Origin of the sequence: Streptomyces sp. NPDC092370, from assembly GCF_044755265.1 — a bacterium.
Lineage (GTDB): Bacteria > Actinomycetota > Actinomycetes > Streptomycetales > Streptomycetaceae > Streptomyces.
This window is the reverse complement of sequence record NZ_JBIVQO010000001.1, coordinates 940645-957015: the sequence shown is the minus strand read 5'-3', so window position 1 is coordinate 957015 and position 16371 is coordinate 940645. Positions and strand designations below refer to the sequence as shown.

The 16371-nt window shown below is 72.3% G+C and carries 16 protein-coding genes; 13 read left to right on the top strand and 3 right to left on the bottom strand.

The window, feature by feature from the left end; genetic code table 11:
• Window positions 1-6 precede the first annotated feature (6 nt).
• A complete protein-coding gene (locus tag ACIQHQ_RS04300) occupies window positions 7-504 on the bottom strand; it encodes a GNAT family N-acetyltransferase (protein WP_402609916.1) in 498 nt (165 codons plus the stop codon).
• Window positions 505-575: 71 nt separating this feature from the next.
• Here ACIQHQ_RS04300 and ACIQHQ_RS04295 point away from each other — a divergent pair, with 71 nt between their 5' ends.
• Window positions 576-1478: a TIGR01777 family oxidoreductase gene (locus ACIQHQ_RS04295; RefSeq protein ID WP_402609914.1), complete on the top strand. Its 903-nt coding sequence runs from the start codon at window positions 576-578 to the stop codon at window positions 1476-1478.
• A 283-nt stretch (window positions 1479-1761) separates the two neighbouring features.
• Window positions 1762-3168, top strand: coding sequence for an NAD(P)/FAD-dependent oxidoreductase (locus ACIQHQ_RS04290; RefSeq protein ID WP_402609912.1), 1407 nt, complete (start codon window positions 1762-1764; stop codon window positions 3166-3168).
• A 694-nt stretch (window positions 3169-3862) separates the two neighbouring features.
• Here ACIQHQ_RS04290 and ACIQHQ_RS04285 read toward each other — a convergent pair.
• The gene (locus ACIQHQ_RS04285; protein ID WP_402609910.1) at window positions 3863-5341 is read right to left on the bottom strand and encodes a regulator; all 1479 of its coding nucleotides are present in this window, start codon (window positions 5339-5341) and stop codon (window positions 3863-3865) included.
• 238 nt (window positions 5342-5579) lie between these two features.
• Here ACIQHQ_RS04285 and lipB point away from each other — a divergent pair, with 238 nt between their 5' ends.
• The 4 genes from lipB (at window position 5580) to ACIQHQ_RS04265 (ending at window position 8689) form a co-directional block, all read left to right on the top strand.
• Window positions 5580-6380: a lipoyl(octanoyl) transferase LipB gene (gene lipB, locus ACIQHQ_RS04280; RefSeq protein WP_402609908.1), complete on the top strand. Its 801-nt coding sequence runs from the start codon at window positions 5580-5582 to the stop codon at window positions 6378-6380.
• Between the two features lie 102 nt (window positions 6381-6482).
• Window positions 6483-7448 carry a lipoyl synthase gene (gene lipA, locus ACIQHQ_RS04275; RefSeq protein ID WP_402609906.1) on the top strand — a complete coding sequence of 322 codons (966 nt, stop codon included), beginning with the start codon at window positions 6483-6485 and terminating at the stop codon, window positions 7446-7448.
• A 262-nt stretch (window positions 7449-7710) separates the two neighbouring features.
• Window positions 7711-7914 carry a hypothetical protein gene (locus tag ACIQHQ_RS04270; protein ID WP_352115899.1) on the top strand — a complete coding sequence of 68 codons (204 nt, stop codon included), beginning with the start codon at window positions 7711-7713 and terminating at the stop codon, window positions 7912-7914.
• Between the two features lie 73 nt (window positions 7915-7987).
• The gene (locus ACIQHQ_RS04265; RefSeq protein ID WP_390980422.1) at window positions 7988-8689 is read left to right on the top strand and encodes a DUF4191 family protein; all 702 of its coding nucleotides are present in this window, start codon (window positions 7988-7990) and stop codon (window positions 8687-8689) included.
• A 125-nt stretch (window positions 8690-8814) separates the two neighbouring features.
• Here ACIQHQ_RS04265 and ACIQHQ_RS04260 read toward each other — a convergent pair whose 3' ends face one another.
• Window positions 8815-9282 (bottom strand): RDD family protein, encoded by a 468-nt coding sequence (locus ACIQHQ_RS04260; RefSeq protein WP_402609903.1) that lies wholly within the window; start codon window positions 9280-9282, stop codon window positions 8815-8817.
• A 210-nt stretch (window positions 9283-9492) separates the two neighbouring features.
• Between ACIQHQ_RS04260 and glnA the strand changes: the two genes are divergently transcribed.
• The 7 genes from glnA to ACIQHQ_RS04225 all read left to right on the top strand — a co-directional run bounded on the left by glnA (window position 9493) and on the right by ACIQHQ_RS04225 (window position 16341).
• Window positions 9493-10902, top strand: a complete 1410-nt coding sequence (gene glnA / locus ACIQHQ_RS04255; RefSeq protein WP_363120828.1) for a type I glutamate--ammonia ligase — start codon at window positions 9493-9495, stop codon at window positions 10900-10902.
• Between the two features lie 110 nt (window positions 10903-11012).
• Window positions 11013-11279: a hypothetical protein gene (locus tag ACIQHQ_RS04250; protein ID WP_402609901.1), complete on the top strand. Its 267-nt coding sequence runs from the start codon at window positions 11013-11015 to the stop codon at window positions 11277-11279.
• An 85-nt stretch (window positions 11280-11364) separates the two neighbouring features.
• Window positions 11365-12708, top strand: coding sequence for a hypothetical protein (locus tag ACIQHQ_RS04245; RefSeq protein ID WP_402609899.1), 1344 nt, complete (start codon window positions 11365-11367; stop codon window positions 12706-12708).
• On the top strand, window positions 12701-13072 hold the full coding sequence (locus ACIQHQ_RS04240; protein ID WP_402609897.1) for a signal peptidase I: 372 nt from the start codon (window positions 12701-12703) through the stop codon (window positions 13070-13072). Before ACIQHQ_RS04245 ends, ACIQHQ_RS04240 begins: the two co-directional genes overlap by 8 nt.
• 98 nt (window positions 13073-13170) lie before the next feature.
• A complete protein-coding gene (gene htpX, locus ACIQHQ_RS04235; protein ID WP_402609895.1) occupies window positions 13171-14085 on the top strand; it encodes a zinc metalloprotease HtpX in 915 nt (304 codons plus the stop codon).
• Between the two features lie 7 nt (window positions 14086-14092).
• Complete coding sequence (locus ACIQHQ_RS04230; RefSeq protein ID WP_402609893.1) at window positions 14093-14677, top strand: hypothetical protein; 585 nt, start codon at window positions 14093-14095, stop codon at window positions 14675-14677.
• Window positions 14678-14718: 41 nt separating this feature from the next.
• A complete protein-coding gene (locus ACIQHQ_RS04225; RefSeq protein ID WP_402609891.1) occupies window positions 14719-16341 on the top strand; it encodes an alpha/beta fold hydrolase in 1623 nt (540 codons plus the stop codon).
• The last annotated feature ends 30 nt before the right edge of the window (window positions 16342-16371 follow it).

Sequence of the window (16371 nt, the reverse complement as noted above, 5' to 3'; positions counted from 1 at the left end):
ACCGGTTCACAGGAATCGCCCCATGAACACGTCGTCGACGTACTTCCCGTCGAGCAGGAACTCCTCGGGCAGGATCCCCTCGACCACGAACCCCTCGGCCGCGTAGAGCGCCCGGGCCGGGGTGTTGTGCGCGAGGACCCGCAGGGTGATGCGGCGTGCGCCGCGCCGGCGGGCCTCGTCGGTGGCGGCCCGGACCAGCGCCCGCCCGACCCCCCGGCCGCGTGCCTCCTCGGCGACGGCGAGTCCCTGGATCTGGCGGACGTGCCGGTTCGAGTCGAGCGGAGTGGGGAAACCGAGGTGGACATAGCCCGCGAGCCGGTCGCCGAGCTCGGCGACCAGGCAGTCGTCGGGGGTGTGCCGCTCGCTGAAGAAGGGAGCGTACGGCGGCTGCGGCTCGGGCATCACCGCGTGCAGGTGCGACCAGGTGAGCCGGTCGAGCAGGGCCAGCTCGCCGTCGTCGTCGGGCCGGGCGGCGCGGATGCGCGGTGCGGGGAGCTCGGGCATGGGCGTCACCCTACGGCGAGCGGACCGAGACCTTACAAGGGATGTGCGGAGCCACCCGGCAGGATGGGTTCATGGAGCATTCAAGAGTGGCGGTGGCGGGTGCGTCCGGTCTCATCGGCAGCGCCCTGGTGCGGTCCCTGATCGCCGACGGACACGAGGTGCGCCGCCTGGTGCGCGGCACGCCCCGGGCGGCCGGGGAGATCCGCTGGGACCCCGAGGGCGGGCACGTGGACGCGGCCGGGCTGGCCGGGTGCCACGCGGTGGTGAACCTCGCGGGGGCCGGCGTCGGCAACCGTCGCTGGACGGAGGCCTACAAGCAGCGGATCCGCGACAGCCGGGTGAAGGGCACGGCGGCGATCGCCGAGGCGATCGCCTCGCTGGAGGGCGCGGACCGGCCGCGGGTCTTCGTGAACGGCAGCGCCATCGGCTACTACGGCGAGACCGGCGAGCGGACGGTGGACGAGAGCGCGCCCGCGGGAGAGGGTTTCCTGCCCGAGCTGTGCGTGGAGTGGGAGGGGGCCGCCGCGCCCGCCCAGGGGGCCGGTGTGCGCACGGTGTTCACGCGGACCGGGCTGGTCGTCTCCCGTGAGGGCGGAGCCTGGCAGCGCCTCTTTCCGCTGTTCCAAGCGGGGATGGGCGGACGGATGGGCGACGGGCGGCAGTACTGGTCGTACATCGCCCTGCACGACGAGGTCGCCGCGATCCGGCATCTCGTCGACACCGACGGCCTGTCCGGGCCGTTCAACGTCACCGCCCCGACCCCCCTGACGAACCGTGAGATCACTGCGGCGATGGGACGCGTGCTGCATCGGCCGACGCTGTTCGCGGTGCCCGCGCCCGTCCTGCGGAGCGTGCTGGGCGAGATGGCCGGGGACGTCCTCGGCAGCGCCCGGGTGCTGCCGACGCGCCTGCTGGAGTCGGGCTTCCGGTTCGCGTTCCCGGAGATCGAGGGAGCGATCCGGGCGGCGCTCTGACGGCCCCCGCGTCCGGCCGGAACGGGCCCGCGCGACGCGGACCGGCCGCCTGTCCGAGATCCGACCGACAGGTCCGAGACAGTTCCTCGATCCGCGCACCAGCCTCCTGCGACCACTTCATGCCCACAAGACGTCCGAATGCGACCGCCGTGCGACCGTGCCCTGTTCATGCGCGACTCCCGCTGACCGATCACGGCCCTACCCTCGACCAGAACTCGCGTATCCCGGCGGCCTGTTGAGGGCATGACGTCTCCAGCGCCCGCGCAACCTCGAGGAGGGGCACGTGCTTGAGCCCGCGTACCAGGCGGACGTGGTCGTCGTGGGGGCCGGGGTCGCCGGACTCTCGGCCGCGCACCGGCTGACCAGCGCAGGAGTGACGACCATGGTCCTGGAGGCCGCCCATGGGGTCGGCGGCAGGATGGCGACGGAGAAGGTCGACGGCTTCCGGCTCGACAGGGTCGGCCAGTTGCTGTCGACGGCGTATCCGGAACTACGACGGACGCCGGGTCTCGACGGGCTGGTGCTGCGGCCCTTCGCGCCCGGCGTCCTGCTGCACGGCGACGGACGCCACCACCGGGCCGGCGTCCAGCCGGGCTCAGGGGGCGCACGGGGCGCACTGCACGCGGTGCGCGCCTTGGCGGGTGCTCCCCGGCCGTCGTCCGCGCCCAGGCCGCCCAGGCGGCCGGTGGCCGTGCCCGGACGGCAGGTCTCCGTCCCCCGGAGCCGGTCCGGCGCCCCGCTCGGCACGGCGGTCGACCAGGCCCGGCTGGGCGCCGCCCTGACCCGGCTGGCGGGCACACCGGCCGAACGGCTTCTGGCCCGCCCGGAGTTGCCCGCCGGTGAGGCCCTGGCGGCACGCGGGCTGCCCGCCCGTACGATCGACGGCTTTCTGCGTCCGCTGCTCGCCGCCCTGCTGTGCGATCCGGGCCTGACGACGTCCAGCCGGTGCGCGGACCTCGCACTGCGTTCCTTCGCCCGGGGCCGGCTGTGCCTGCCGGAGGGCGGCGCCGAGGCCCTGCCGGAGCTGCTCGCGCGCACGCTGCCGCCGGGCACGGTGCACACCGGCGTGCGCGTCACCTCCGTCTCGACGACCTCGGTGACCACCGCCGAACACGGCGAGATCCGCTGCCGGGCGGTGCTGGTGGCGACGGACGCCCGGGCCGCGGCGGAGCTGTTGCCGGGTCTTCGGGTGCCGGAGTTCCATCCGGTGACGGTGGTGCACCACACGACCGACGAGCCGCCCGAGACGGAGGCGTCGCTGCTGCTCGACGCGGACCTGGGCGGGCCCGTCGCGCACACGGCGGTGATCAGCCGGGTCGATCCGTCCCGGGCACCGGCGGGACGGGCACTGGTGTCCTCGACGGTGCTGGGACGGCCGCCGGGGGACGTCGACACGGCGGTGCGGATGCATCTGGCGCGGCTGTACGGGGTGTCGACGGCCCGGTGGGAGACGCTGGCCGTGCACCACACGGCCGAGGCGGTGCCGGCGATGCGGCCGCCGCACGACCTGCGGCGGCCGGTGCGGTTGATCGCCGGGCTGTACGTGTGCGGGGATCACCGCGACACGAGCACGGTCCAGGGGGCCCTGCACTCCGGGCACCGGGCCTCCGCGGCGATCGTGGCGGACCTGGGGGCGGGGCGGTCGATGCACGCCGCGGACCCCCTGCCCTCCGTGCCGCGGGCCGCGTAGGCGACGCGCCGGGCGCGGGTGAGCTGTGCGCGGGTGAGCTGTGCACGGATGCGCCGGGCACGGATGCGCCGGGCGGGGTGCACCGGGCACGGGTGCGAGCGACGCACAGGCACTCCAGGAAGCCCGGCTCACCCGGCGCATCAGCCTGCCCGCCGGGCGCGGGTGCGCGGGTGCGCTGTGCACGGGTGCACTGTGCGCGGGGGCACCGGGCGGGGGTGCACCGGGCACGGATGCACCGGGCACGGGTGCGAGTGACGCTCAGGCACTCCAGGAAGCCCGGCTCACCCGGCGCATCAGCCTGCCCGCCGGGCACGGGTGCGCTGTGCACGGGTGCACTGTGCGGGGGTGCACCGGGCACGGATGCGCCGGGCGAGGGTGCACCGGGCACGGGGGCGAGCGACGCTCAGGCACTCCAGGAAGCCCGGCTCACCTGGCGCATCAGCCTGCCCGCCGGCGAGGGTGCGTGTGCGCGGGTGCACTGGGCACGGATGCGCCAGGCGGGGGTGCACCGGGCGGGGGTGCACCGGGCACGGATGCACCGGGCGGGGATGCACCGGGCACGGGTGCCAGCGACGCACAGGCACTCCAGGAGCCCGGCTCACCCGGCGCATCGGACTGCCCGCCGGGCGCGGGTGCGCTGTGCGGCCTGCCGCGCCCACGCGGCGCGGCCGCACCTCGGCACAGCCCGGCGCTCCTACAGAAGGGCCGCCACCTTGTCCCGGTACGTGCGCACCGGGACCGCGTCCTTGTACGGCTCCAGCCGCCGCTCGAAGTCCCTCACGTACTCCACCGCCCGTACCGAGCGCATCTCGGCCGCCTGGCCTGCCGCTTCGGCGGCGAGCTGGCAGGCCTGGTCGAGTTCGCCGAGGCCCAGGCGGGCGGTGGCCAGGACGATCCGGCAGAAGAGGCGGCTGCGGGCGTAGGACGGGGCCCGCAGCTGCAAGGAACGTTCCGCGTGCTGGGCCGCGGCGCGGAACTGCTGCAGGTCGCGGTGGCAGTGGCCGAACTCGTCGGCGAGCTGCGCCTCGTCGAAGAACCTCGCCCAGTGCGGCACGTCGTCGCCGGACCGGGCCGTCTCCAGGGCGCGTTCGGCGCGGACCAGGGCCGCGGTGCAGGCCCGGACCTCGCCCAGCACCCCGTGTCCGCGCGCCTCGGAGGCGTGCAGCAGGGCCTGGACGACGGGCGGGCCGGAGGTGCCGACGCCCTGCTGGGCCACGCGGGCGAGCTGGACGGCCTCCCGCCCGTGCCCGAGGTAGACGGCCTGGCGGCTCATGGTGACCAGCACATAGGCACCGTAGGCCCGGTCCCCGGCCGCCTGGGCGAGCCGCAGCGCCTGCACGAAGTAGCGCTGGGCGAGACCGTGCGCGGCGATGTCGTACGACGTCCAGCCCGCGAGCCGGGTCAGGTCGGCGGCGGCCGCGAACAGCCGGCGGCCGGTCTGCTCCCCGTAGGTGCCGCGCAGCATGGGCTCGCACTCGTGCTCCAGGTAACGCACGAGGGCCTGGCGGGCGTGGCCGCCGCCGTAGGCGTCGTCGAGGGTGCGGAACAGCTCCCCGACCGAGCGCAGGGCGGCGATGTCTCCGGTGGTGACCTTCTGGCCGGGGCCGCGTTCGGCCTGGCCGCGCTGGCGGGGCAGGGACGGCACGCCCTGCTCGGCCGTGGCCGTGGGGCGCAGCAGGGGGCGGCCCTGTGCCGGGATGCGGGCGGCGGCCGGCTCGCCCCGGGCGACCTTCTCGTCGGCGCGGCCGATCAGCCAGTCGCGGCTGGGCACCACGAGCCCGGCCGGGGTGAAGGCGATCTTGCGGAGCTCGGTGTGGCTGCCGGAGTCCTTGCGCCACAGCCCGCTGACGATGTCGACGGCCTCCTCGGGGGTGGCGGCGAACTCCAGCCCCGCGTAGACGGGGGCGCAGGCGTCCAGGCCGAGATCCTGGGCGGTGAGGCGGCGGCCCAGCCGCCGGGTGAAGACCTCGGCGATCAGGGCGGGGGTGGTGCCCCGGGGCTGCTGGCCGCGCAGCCACCGGGTGACGGAGGTCTTGTCATATCTGAGGTCGAGCCCGTGTTCGAGACCGAGCTGGTCCACGCGACGGGCGAGTCCCGCGTTGGAGAACCCCGCTTCTGCGATGAGCGCGGCGAGCTGTCGGTTGGGGGTGCGCTGCGCGGGTCGTTCCGTCATCTGCGGTGCGGTCTCCTGCCTTACGGCCTTGTGGTGTGCGCGGGATTGCCTGTGAGCAGGCCTTATGCCTAGCCGAACGGCGCGAATGTAGCGGAGAGTAAACACCCCATCACACATTTTGGGGGACATTCATCCGATCGTGTGAGGATTGACCCCGGGACTGACGCGTCCGGGCCGGACGTACAGTGGCTTGGGCGCGATACGTGCCTTACACACCCGTCCGAGGGAGGCGCTTGCCGTGAGTGAGCTGCGGTTCGTCCGCATGGGGTTCGGTGACGAGGCCGTCGAGTACCAGGAGGCGTGGGACGAGCAGCGCCGGGTGCACGCGGCGCGCTTCGCGGACGAGATCCCCGACACCGTACTGCTCCTGGAGCACCCGCCGGTCTACACGGCCGGGCGGCGCACGGCGGACAACGAGCGGCCCCTCGACGGCACGCCGGTCATCGACGTGGACCGCGGCGGCAAGATCACCTGGCACGGCCCCGGCCAGCTGGTGGGTTACCCGATCCAGAAGCTCCCGCGCCCGGTCGACGTCGTCGCGCACGTGCGCCGCCTCGAAGAGGCCCTCATCCGCACCTGCGCCGAGTTCGGCCTGGAGACGAGCCGGGTCGAGGGCCGCAGCGGCGTGTGGGTCCTGGGCGACCCGGTCGAGCGGCGCCCCGCGCTCGGCGGGCTGTCGCTGGACTTCGACCCCCGGCTGCACGACGAGGAGTTCGACCCGCGCATGAACGGCCCCGAGTACGCGCCATCCAACGCGGGCCAGCGCCGGGAGGACCGCAAGATCGCCGCGATCGGCATCCGGGTGGCCAAGGGCGTCACGATGCACGGCTTCGCGCTCAACGTGAACCCCGACAACAAGTGGTTCGACCGGATCATCCCGTGCGGCATCCGCGACGCGGGCGTCGCCTCACTGGCCGGCGAACTCGGCCGGGACGTGACGATCGAGGAGGTCCTTCCGGTGGTCGAACGCCATCTGCGGGAGGTCCTGGAGAACGCCGAGCCGAAGCCCCGGGAGATCGAGAAGACGCCGGCGGCATAAATCGGCCCGTGGCGGAGCTAGAGGGGTAGCGCCCACACAGGCATTCAAATCAACGGGCGTACCCTTGAGGACGCCGAAGAATCAATCGCTAGGGAGCCGGTCGTGTCCGCAGTCGCACCCGACGGACGCAAGATGCTGCGCCTGGAGGTCCGCAACAGCCAGACCCCCATCGAGCGCAAGCCCGAGTGGATCAAGACCCGGGCGAAAATGGGCCCCGAGTACACCGCGATGCAGAAGCTCGTGAAGAGCGAGGGGCTGCACACGGTCTGCCAGGAAGCCGGCTGCCCCAACATCTACGAGTGCTGGGAGGACCGCGAGGCGACCTTCCTCATCGGCGGCGACCAGTGCACCCGGCGCTGCGACTTCTGCCAGATCGACACCGGCAAGCCCGAGGCGCTCGACCGTGACGAGCCCCGCCGCGTCGGCGAGTCCGTGGTCACGATGGACCTGAACTACGCCACGATCACCGGCGTCGCCCGTGACGACCTGGAGGACGGCGGGGCCTGGCTGTACGCCGAGACCGTGCGCCAGATCCACGAGCAGACCGCGGGCCGCGAGGCCGGCCGGACGAAGGTCGAGCTGCTGGCCCCGGACTTCAACGCGATCCCCGAGCAGCTGGCGGAGGTCTTCTCCTCCCGGCCCGAGGTCTTCGCGCACAACGTCGAGACGGTCCCGCGGATCTTCAAGCGCATCCGCCCCGGCTTCCGCTACGAGCGCTCCCTGAAGGTGATCACCGAGGCCCGCGACTACGGGCTGGTCACCAAGTCGAACCTGATCCTCGGCATGGGCGAGACCCGCGAGGAGGTCAGTGACGCGCTGAAGCAACTGCACGAGGCGGGCTGCGAGCTGGTCACCATCACGCAGTACCTGCGGCCCTCCGTGCGTCACCACCCGGTGGAGCGCTGGGTCAAGCCGCAGGAGTTCGTCGAGCTGAAGGAGGAGGCCGAGCAGATCGGCTTCTCCGGCGTGATGTCCGGGCCGCTGGTGCGCTCCTCCTACCGCGCCGGACGGCTCTACGGGATGGCCATGGAGAAGCGGGACGGGCACGTCGCGGCGCAGGCCGTCTGACGAACCGCCACCGCCTCTGCCCACCCAGGGGCGGTACAAGCGTGTGAATTCGCGCACAAGGAACTACTCGCCGGTAGCGACCGATTTGACGCGGTCCTGACCGTCCTCGCAGATGAGGGCACATGTCAGGACCGCGTCGGCGTTCCACCACTGCGCGCCGGGGCTTCACGGGTGTTTGACCGGCCGGTCACGCCCTGGTAACACCAATCAGTGACGCTGAACTCACAGCACGTACACCCGCTCCCGAGGGGGGACCTCACCCATGCAGGCCGCGCCGCCCGTCCGCGCCACCGCGATTCCGTCCTTCACGACCGCGTTGCGTGCCGTGGAGTCACTGCTGATGAGCAGCGGTCAGCGCACCGCCCGCCGCAACGCCTGGACCTCCGTGCTGGAGGATCGCCGTCGCGCCAAGGACCGGGTCGAGGCGCAGCGCGTCATCGAGCAGTCCCTGTCCGTCCGTCCCTGACCTCCGGCCCTGCCCAGGAGCCCCGCGGACACTGCCGTCGTCGGCGCTTGTGGGGCCACGTAGACTGCGTGGCATGGCGAGGAAGGAACCCGCAGCGGACGCTGCGAACCCCGGGCGACTGAAGCAGATCGCTCTGACCTACAAGATGACCCGCAGGGCCGACAAGAAGATCGGTCTTGTACTCGCGGCAGTCGGAATCGTCACCTTCGGTGTCTTCCTCGCGATCGGTTTCTTGATCGGTCACCCCATCTATCTCGGCATCCTGGGCCTCCTGCTCGCCTTCCTCGCGTCGGCGATCGTGTTCGGGCGCCGGGCCGAGCGGGCCGCCTTCGGGCAGATGGAGGGACAGCCCGGTGCCGCCGCGGCGGTGCTGGACAACATCGGCCGTGGCTGGACGACGACCCCCGCGGTGGCGATGAACCGCAACCAGGACGTGGTGCACCGCGCGGTCGGCAAGGCCGGCATCGTCCTGGTCGCCGAGGGCAACCCGAACCGGGTGAAGACCCTGCTGGCCGCCGAGAAGCGGAAGATGAACCGCATCGTCGCGGACGTCCCGGTGCACGACCTGCTCGTGGGCACGGGCGAGGGTCAGGTCGAGCTGAAGAAGCTGCGGACCACCATGCTGAAGCTCCCGCGCGTGCTGACCGGCCCGCAGGTGACGGCCACCAACGACCGGCTGCGCGCCCTCGGTGACCTGATGAGCAACATGCCGCTGCCGAAGGGCCCGATGCCGAAGGGCATGCGGCTGCCGAAGGGCGGGCCGAAGGCGCGCTGACAGCCCGCACACGACATGGACGAGGGGCGCCCGGATCGATCCGGGCGCCCCTCGTTCTCGTTTCCTGTCGCGGTCGGTCCGCGGTCGGTCTCAGATGCGGACCTCGACCGTGCCCGCGGTCGCTGTCAGATGCGGACCTCGACCGTGCCCGCCATCCGGTCGTGCAGCCCGCGGCCGTCGCGGTCCCAGATCAGGGCCGGGATCGCGAGGAAGAGCAGGACCGTGCGCAGTGCGGCGCGCCACGGGCTGACCCGGCCGGTGTCCAGGGCCAGCACCCGCAGGCCGAGGAGGCGCTTGCCCGGGGTGAAGCCGACCGTGCCGAGCGTGAGGACCATCAGCGCGAACATGATGAGCGGCGCCCAGATCTGGGCCGCCTCGTTGTAGCTCTGGGTGATGAGACCGTATGCGATCAGGAGGCACAGGCCCCAGTCGACGGCGAGGGCGCCCAGCCGGCGGCCCGGGCGGGCGATCGAACCGGACCCTTCCTCGGGCAGACCGAGCTGTTCGCCCCGGTATCCGAAGTCGACACCGGCCTCTTCCGCGGCCGCGCGGGGCCCGGAAAGCCACGATCCGAGTGCTTGCCTGTTGTCCACCCGTCCACGGTACTGCGCCCGTAAATGACCAGGGCACGGCGGGGTGTGTCCGGGCTACGGTGGAGAGGGGGCCGGTTAACTTGTGCGAAACAAATGAGTCACGCCAGAGAAATCACCCGTCCCTAGGGTCGAGGTCAGCGTGTGCCACCCGCACTGGCCGCACGAACGAACTACCACCCCGGCGGGACGGTCGGGAGTAGGAGGAGCTGGATGTTCCAGAACGCCGACGAGGCCAAGAAGTTCATCGCGGACGAGGACGTCAAGTTCATCGACGTCCGCTTCTGCGACCTCCCGGGCGTGATGCAGCACTTCACGGTGCCTGCGGAGGCGTTCGACGCCGACGAGGAGCTGGCCTTCGACGGCTCCTCGATCCGGGGTTTCCAGGCCATTCACGAGTCCGACATGGCGCTGCGCGCGGACCTCTCGACCGCCCGGGTCGACCCGTTCCGCCGTGACAAGACGCTGAACATCAACTTCTTCATCCACGACCCGATCACGGGCGAGCAGTACTCCCGTGACCCGCGCAACGTGGCGAAGAAGGCCGAGGCCTACCTCGCGTCGACCGGTATCGCCGACACCGCGTACTTCGGTCCCGAGGCCGAGTTCTACGTCTTCGACTCCGTCCGCTTCGCGACCAGCGCGAACGAGTCCTTCTACCACATCGACTCCGAGGCCGGCGCCTGGAACACCGGCGCCCTGGAGGACAACCGTGGTTACAAGGTCCGCTACAAGGGCGGCTACTTCCCGGTCCCGCCGGTCGACCACTTCGCCGACCTGCGCGCCGAGATCTCCCTGGAGCTGAACAGGGCCGGCCTGCAGGTCGAGCGCCAGCACCACGAGGTGGGCACCGCCGGCCAGGCCGAGATCAACTACAAGTTCAACACGCTGCTCGCCGCGGCCGACGACCTCCAGCTCTTCAAGTACATCGTGAAGAACGTCGCCTGGCGCAACGGCAAGACCGCGACCTTCATGCCGAAGCCGATCTTCGGTGACAACGGTTCGGGCATGCACGTCCACCAGTCGCTGTGGACCGGCGGCCAGCCGCTCTTCTACGACGAGGCCGGTTACGCGGGCCTGTCGGACACCGCCCGCTACTACATCGGCGGCATCCTCAAGCACGCCCCGTCGCTGCTGGCCTTCACCAACCCGACCGTGAACTCGTACCACCGCCTGGTGCCGGGCTTCGAGGCGCCGGTGAACCTGGTGTACTCGCAGCGCAACCGCTCCGCCGCGATGCGTATCCCGATCACGGGCTCGAACCCGAAGGCCAAGCGCGTGGAGTTCCGCGCACCCGACGCCTCCGGCAACCCGTACCTGGCCTTCTCGGCGCTGCTGCTGGCGGGCCTGGACGGCATCAAGAACAAGATCGAGCCGGCCGAGCCGATCGACAAGGACCTGTACGAGCTGGCTCCCGAGGAGCACGCGAACGTCGCGCAGGTCCCGACCTCCCTCGGCGCGGTCCTGGACCGCCTGGAGGCCGACCACGAGTTCCTGCTCCAGGGCGACGTGTTCACCCCGGACCTGATCGAGACGTGGATCGACTTCAAGCGCGCGAACGAGATCGCGCCGCTGCAGCTGCGTCCGCACCCGCACGAGTTCGAGCTGTACTTCGACGTGTGATCGACGCCTGATCGAGGCATGACGCCCGCGCCCCCGCTGTCGTTTCCGACAGCGGGGGCGCGGGCGTATGTTCTATTCTTGGGGCAGGACCACACGGGGGTGGAGTGGGAATGCCCGAACGCGAACAGGACGACCAGGAGCGCGAGTTCGACCTCACATGGGCGGACGGCGCCGAGCACAAGGAGCCCTCCGCCAGGGCCCGTATGCTCGCCGCGCGCTGGAAGGAAAACCCGCCCGGGCCCGTGCCGTTCCGCCCCGACCCGGAGCACGTCTCGTCCCGCCACCGTTCCTCCTGGATCTCGACCGCCGTGGTGCTCGGCTGCGTTGCGGCGGTGATCCTGCTGCTGGGGTACCTCGACTTCAGGGCGCCGTACTAGAGGGGTGTCCGGCGGCACATCGCGCGCCCGCCGCGGTCCGCGTGCCCTACGATCCCCGAACCGGCGGGTGGAGCGGGGGGCGGGCGTGAACGAGGACATCCAAAGCGGAGAAGCGGCCGCCGCGCGGCTGGCCCGGGGGGTGCCTCTCGGTGAGGTGATCGATGTCGCCGATCCGGCCGCCTGGACCGGGCTGGACGCGGGCGTGCGGGCGTGGGGCCGGTACAAGAGCGGGAGTCTGCCGGACAAGGCATGGGTGGACGGGCTGGACCGGGCGACATCGCCTGCCCGGCCGGGGAGCGTGATCTGGCTGTTCCGGTCGTCCCGGTGGCAACCGGAGACCGTCTCCGCGCCCTCGATCGAGGCCCGGCTCGCCGTGGCGCTCTGCCACCCGGACGGCCGGATCCGTGAAGCGGCGCTCGCCCGGGTCGCGGACCGCCCCGCTCTGCTGCCGCTGATGGTCGTGCGCGCCGCGGACTGGGCCGCACCGGTGTGTGAGAGGGCCCGGGAACTGCTGCGGGCGTGTCTGGACGTACGCACCTGCGTCGCGCTCGCACCCCTGATCCTGCGCGTCGGCCGCCGCGAGCGGGGAGTGTACGGCGTGGACCTGCTCGGCGCGATGCTCCGCCGGGCGCCGCACGGAGCGCTCTCCTTGCTGTTCGTCCACCCGGAACGCGCCGTACGACGATTCGCGTACCGGATGGCCGCCGAGGAGTCGCTGCTCTCCCCCGCCCGGCTCGCCCGTACCGCCGCCCGGGACGACGACGCCGTCATCCAGAGCCTGTGCGCCGAGGCGGCCCTGGCCGCCGTGCGCGAGGACGGCGACGTCGACGTCGACGACGTACTCGAACCGCTGCTCGCCGCCCGCAATCCGCGGGCCCGGTCCGCCGGGGTCACGGCCCTGCGGCGGGCCGGGCGTCCCGGGCGGGCCCTGGAGTTCCTGGCCGACCGGTCGGCCCTGGTGCGGGCCTGTGCGCGGTATGTCGTACGGCAGCACGGGACGGATCCCCTGCCCTGGTACCGGCAGCGATGCGCGGCGGCGGGAGACTTGGCGCTGCCGCCCGGCGCGGTCATCGGCCTGGCGGAGTGCGGGGAGCGAGGCGACGCCGGGTTGCTGCGGCCGCTGCTCACCCACCGCGTGCCGGCGGTACGGGCCCGGGCGGTGGCGGGCCTGCGCACGCTGGACGTGACGGTCGTGGAGGAGCTGCGGCCGCTTCTCGACGACCCCGCCCCGGGCGTCGTACGCGAGGCAACGGCTGCCCTGTTGCCGTCCGCGGCCCTGCTGCCCGAGGCATGGCTGACCGAGCGCCTCTCGGCGGAGCGGCCCCGGCATGTTCGGATCGCCGCGCACCGGTTGGCGCAGGCGCGCGGCTGGGTCGTGCGGCTTCCGGCCGATTCCGGGCGGGCTGCTAGCGTCCGCCGGTGTGAGTGACAGCGTGTACGTGGGCAACGCCGGCGAGGACGCCGCGCTGGACCGGGGATGGCTCCTCGGGCATTTCAAGGACGCCGGGGGTCCGCGGCACAGTGAGGCCGTGGAGATCAAGTGGGGGGTTCATCCTCGGGGGGACGGGCGGGCGGAGTGGGTGCGGGGGGAGGAACGCACCGCGCTGCTGGTGCTCGTCAGCGGGCGTTTCCGCGTCGAACTTCCCGGTCGCAGTGTGCTGCTGGAGCGGCAGGGCGACTACGTCGTGTGGGGGCGCGGCGTCGATCACTCGTGGGTCGCGGAGGAGGAGTCGGTCGTGCTGACGGTGCGGTGGCCGTCCGTGCCGGGGTACGCGGTGGCCCGGGGCGGCTGACGGCTTTGCCGGCCCGGGGGCCGATCGCGACCGCTTCATGGGGAGGGCCGGGTGCACACTGGCTGTGGGACGAGTGCGTGAGCTGCGGGGTGATGCAGATGCACAGCCGCTTCCGGAGCGACCGGCGGTTGACCACCCGGATGGGGGTCACGCTGTTCCTGCTCGGGCTGTTGTACGTGGGGTTCGTCGCCGCGTTGATCGTGCTGCTGAAGTCGTGGGTGCTGGTCGTGGTGATCGCGGCGGCGCTGCTCGGCGCGCAGTACTGGTTCTCGGACCGGATCGCGCTGTACGCCATGCGCGGGCGGGTCGTGGAGCGGGAGGAGTATCCCGAACTGCACGCCGTGATCGACCGGCTGTGTGCCCTGGCCGACATGCCGAAGCCGGTGGTGGCCGTGTCGGGTATGGACATGCCGAACGCGTTCGCGACCGGGCGGAACCCGGACCACGCGGTGGTCTGCGTGACGACCGGGCTGCTGCGGCGGCTGGAGCCGGCCGAGCTGGAGGGCGTGCTCGCGCACGAGTTGTCGCACGTGGCGCACAAGGACGTCGCCGTGATCACCGTCGCGTCGTTCCTCGGTGTGCTCGCTGGGCTGATCGTGCGGTTCGCCTTCTACTCGCAGTTGTTCGGCTCGGGCAGGAGGGACCAGAACACCGCTGCCGTCTTCGCCGCGGTGATGGGTGTGTCGGCGGCCGTGTACGCGATCAGCTTCCTGCTGATCCGCGCCCTGTCCCGGTACCGGGAACTGGCCGCTGACCGGGCGGCCGCCCAGCTCACCGGCAGGCCCTCGGCGCTGGCCTCCGCGCTCACCAAGGTCTCCGGCGACATCGCCCGCATCCCCACCAGGGACCTGCGCACCGCCCAGGCCTTCAACGCCTTCTACTTCACGCCGGCGCTGGGCCGCGAGCCCGGCATCGCGCGGCTCTTCTCGACCCACCCGAGCCTGGAGGAGCGGCTCGGCCAGCTGGGCCGGATCTCCGTCGAACTCGGCGAGGCGGCACCGGGAGGAGTGTGAACGGAGCATGGGGCTGCTGGACATCCTGCTCGGCCGGACGAAACCGGTCGTGGCGGATCTCGACCGGCTCTTCGCGCTGCCCTCGGCGGCCGTCTCGCTGGAGGCCGCCGCGGGTTTCAGGCCGACCGGGCAGGGCGCGGTCTGTTTCGCCACAGTCGAGGGTGCGGCGTTCGAGCAGTCCCACCACGAGGTGCGGGCGCTGCTGGACGCCGACACCGACCGTGACGGCCCGCCGGTGGAACTGCGGCAGGACGACTACGGCTACTCCTGGCTGGTCTCGCGCCGCGCCCCGGACCGGCTCCCCGCGCTGGTGAACGATCTGCACGCCGTGAACAGCCAGCTGGAGGTCAACGGATTCGGCCCTCAGCTGCTGTGCTCCCTGGCCGGGTTCGAGGACCTCTCCGGCCGGCGGCTCGCGCTGGTCTACCTCTACAAGCGCGGCACGTTCTATCCGTTCGCGCCCCTGCCGGACGGCACGCGGAGGCGCGACAACGCACTCGAACTCCAGGTGCGGTCCGCGCTGGCCGGCGATCTGCGTATCGAGCAGGACCTGAGCCGCTGGTTCCCGGTGTGGGGAGCGCCGGGACTGTGAACACCCCTCGCGGGCCGTGGGCCGGGTGAGTGAATGGCCGTATGAGTGAGCTGATCCCTTTCACCCACACCATCGGCGGCGAACGACTCAGCGGTCTGTCCACCGGCGCCGGTGAGCGGGCCCGGCCCACGGTCGTCCTGCTGCACGGCGCCGGCCGCGGCAGCAAGGAGCGGCTGGTGCCGCTGCTGACGGAGTTCGCCGCACACGGCTGCCATGCTCTCGCCTTCGACTTCTCGGGACACGGGGAGAGCACCGGCCTGCTGCGGGAGCTGAGCCTGCGCCGGCGCTTCGAACAGGCCGTTTCCGTCATCGACGCGCACGCGCGCGGGGACGGGCCGCTGGTCCTGGTCGGCTTCAGCATGAGCGGCCAGACGGTGGCCGATCTCGTCCGGCACTACGGGCACCGGGTGGCGGCCCTGGGGCTGTGCGCGCCGGCGGTGTACGCGGCCGAGGCGTGGGACGTGCCGTTCGGTGAGGGGGACGGGCGGTTCAGCGAGATCATCCGCACGCCCGGGAGCTGGCGTGCGGCGCCCGCGCTCGACGTTCTGCGGGCGTTCGAGGGACGGGCGGTGCTCGTGGTGCCGGGCACGGACGAGGTCATCCCGCCCGCCGTGACGGAGGCCTGCTCGGAGGCGCTGGCTCGGCGCGCGCAGTTCACCCACCGGGAACTCCCTGAGGCGGAGCACCGGTTGGGCCTGTGGTTCCGTGACCATCCCGACGACCGGCGGGAGTTCGTCACCGCCGTCCTGACCGGGCTCGGCGAGCAGGGCTGGACGGCGACCCGCGCATGGGTGTCCAAGCAGCTCCCGGAGGGCCGTACGCTCGACAAGTCGTCCTTCCTGAGCGGGGGCTGGAGTGCCCAGATGCGGCGGCTCACCCTCGACGACGGCACCGGGCTGGTGCTGCGGACCTTTGTGAAGCCCTTCTTCCGGCGGCACGCGCCCGGGCTGCTGGCCCGCGAGGCGGAAATCCTCACGCTGCTCGCGGAACAGCGGGGCGTACCGGCCGCCGAGCTGATCGGCGTGGACGCGACCGGCGAGCACTGCGACCATCCGTCCCTGCTGATGTCCGTACTGCCGGGGCGGGTTAGGGTCGACGAGGAGGAACTCGGCACGCGGGTTGACCTGCTGGCCGCCCAGCTGGCCCGGATCCACCGGGTCGTCCCCCGGGAGCGTCCACGGACCTACCAGGCGTGGACGTCACCGGCCGCGGTCCCCCCGGGCTGGGAGCGGGCCGTGGACGTCATTCGCCGCGATCCCCCGCCGTACGACGGCTGCTTCCTGCACCGGGACTTCCACCCGGGGAACGTCCTGTTCACGGGCTCGGGGGCCGGTCTGCGGATCAGCGGTGTCGTCGACTGGGTGGAGACCTCCTGGGGACCCGCCGACCTCGATGTCGCCCACTGCTCAACAGCGCTGGCGCTGCTGCACGGGCCGGAGTACGGCCTCGGCTTCCGCGAGCGCTACGCGGCACAGGGCGGCAGGCGCCTGGCCGACGGCCCGGAGCATCTGTACTGGCGGCTGCTCGACGCCCTGGCCTACGTCCCCGACGCGGCGAAGCTGGCGGGCCCCTGGCGGGAGCTTGGCCGGATCGACCTGACACCGGAGGTGCTGGGCGGGCGGCTGAAGGCGTACGTGGCGGGGCTGCTGCAACGGTACGCCTGAGGCGTGGGAGGGGTGCTTGTCAGTGGCGTC

Coding starts and splice junctions, on each gene's coding strand:
- ACIQHQ_RS04300 (WP_402609916.1), bottom strand. CDS start 504: ATGCCCGAGCTCCCCGCACCGCGCATCCGCGCCGCCCGGCCCGACGAC.
- ACIQHQ_RS04295 (WP_402609914.1), top strand. CDS start 576: ATGGAGCATTCAAGAGTGGCGGTGGCGGGTGCGTCCGGTCTCATCGGC.
- ACIQHQ_RS04285 (WP_402609910.1), bottom strand. CDS start 5,341: ATGACGGAACGACCCGCGCAGCGCACCCCCAACCGACAGCTCGCCGCG.
- ACIQHQ_RS04270 (WP_352115899.1), top strand. CDS start 7,711: ATGCAGGCCGCGCCGCCCGTCCGCGCCACCGCGATTCCGTCCTTCACG.
- ACIQHQ_RS04265 (WP_390980422.1), top strand. CDS start 7,988: ATGGCGAGGAAGGAACCCGCAGCGGACGCTGCGAACCCCGGGCGACTG.
- glnA (WP_363120828.1), top strand. CDS start 9,493: ATGTTCCAGAACGCCGACGAGGCCAAGAAGTTCATCGCGGACGAGGAC.
- ACIQHQ_RS04250 (WP_402609901.1), top strand. CDS start 11,013: ATGCCCGAACGCGAACAGGACGACCAGGAGCGCGAGTTCGACCTCACA.
- htpX (WP_402609895.1), top strand. CDS start 13,171: ATGCACAGCCGCTTCCGGAGCGACCGGCGGTTGACCACCCGGATGGGG.
- ACIQHQ_RS04230 (WP_402609893.1), top strand. CDS start 14,093: ATGGGGCTGCTGGACATCCTGCTCGGCCGGACGAAACCGGTCGTGGCG.
- ACIQHQ_RS04225 (WP_402609891.1), top strand. CDS start 14,719: ATGAGTGAGCTGATCCCTTTCACCCACACCATCGGCGGCGAACGACTC.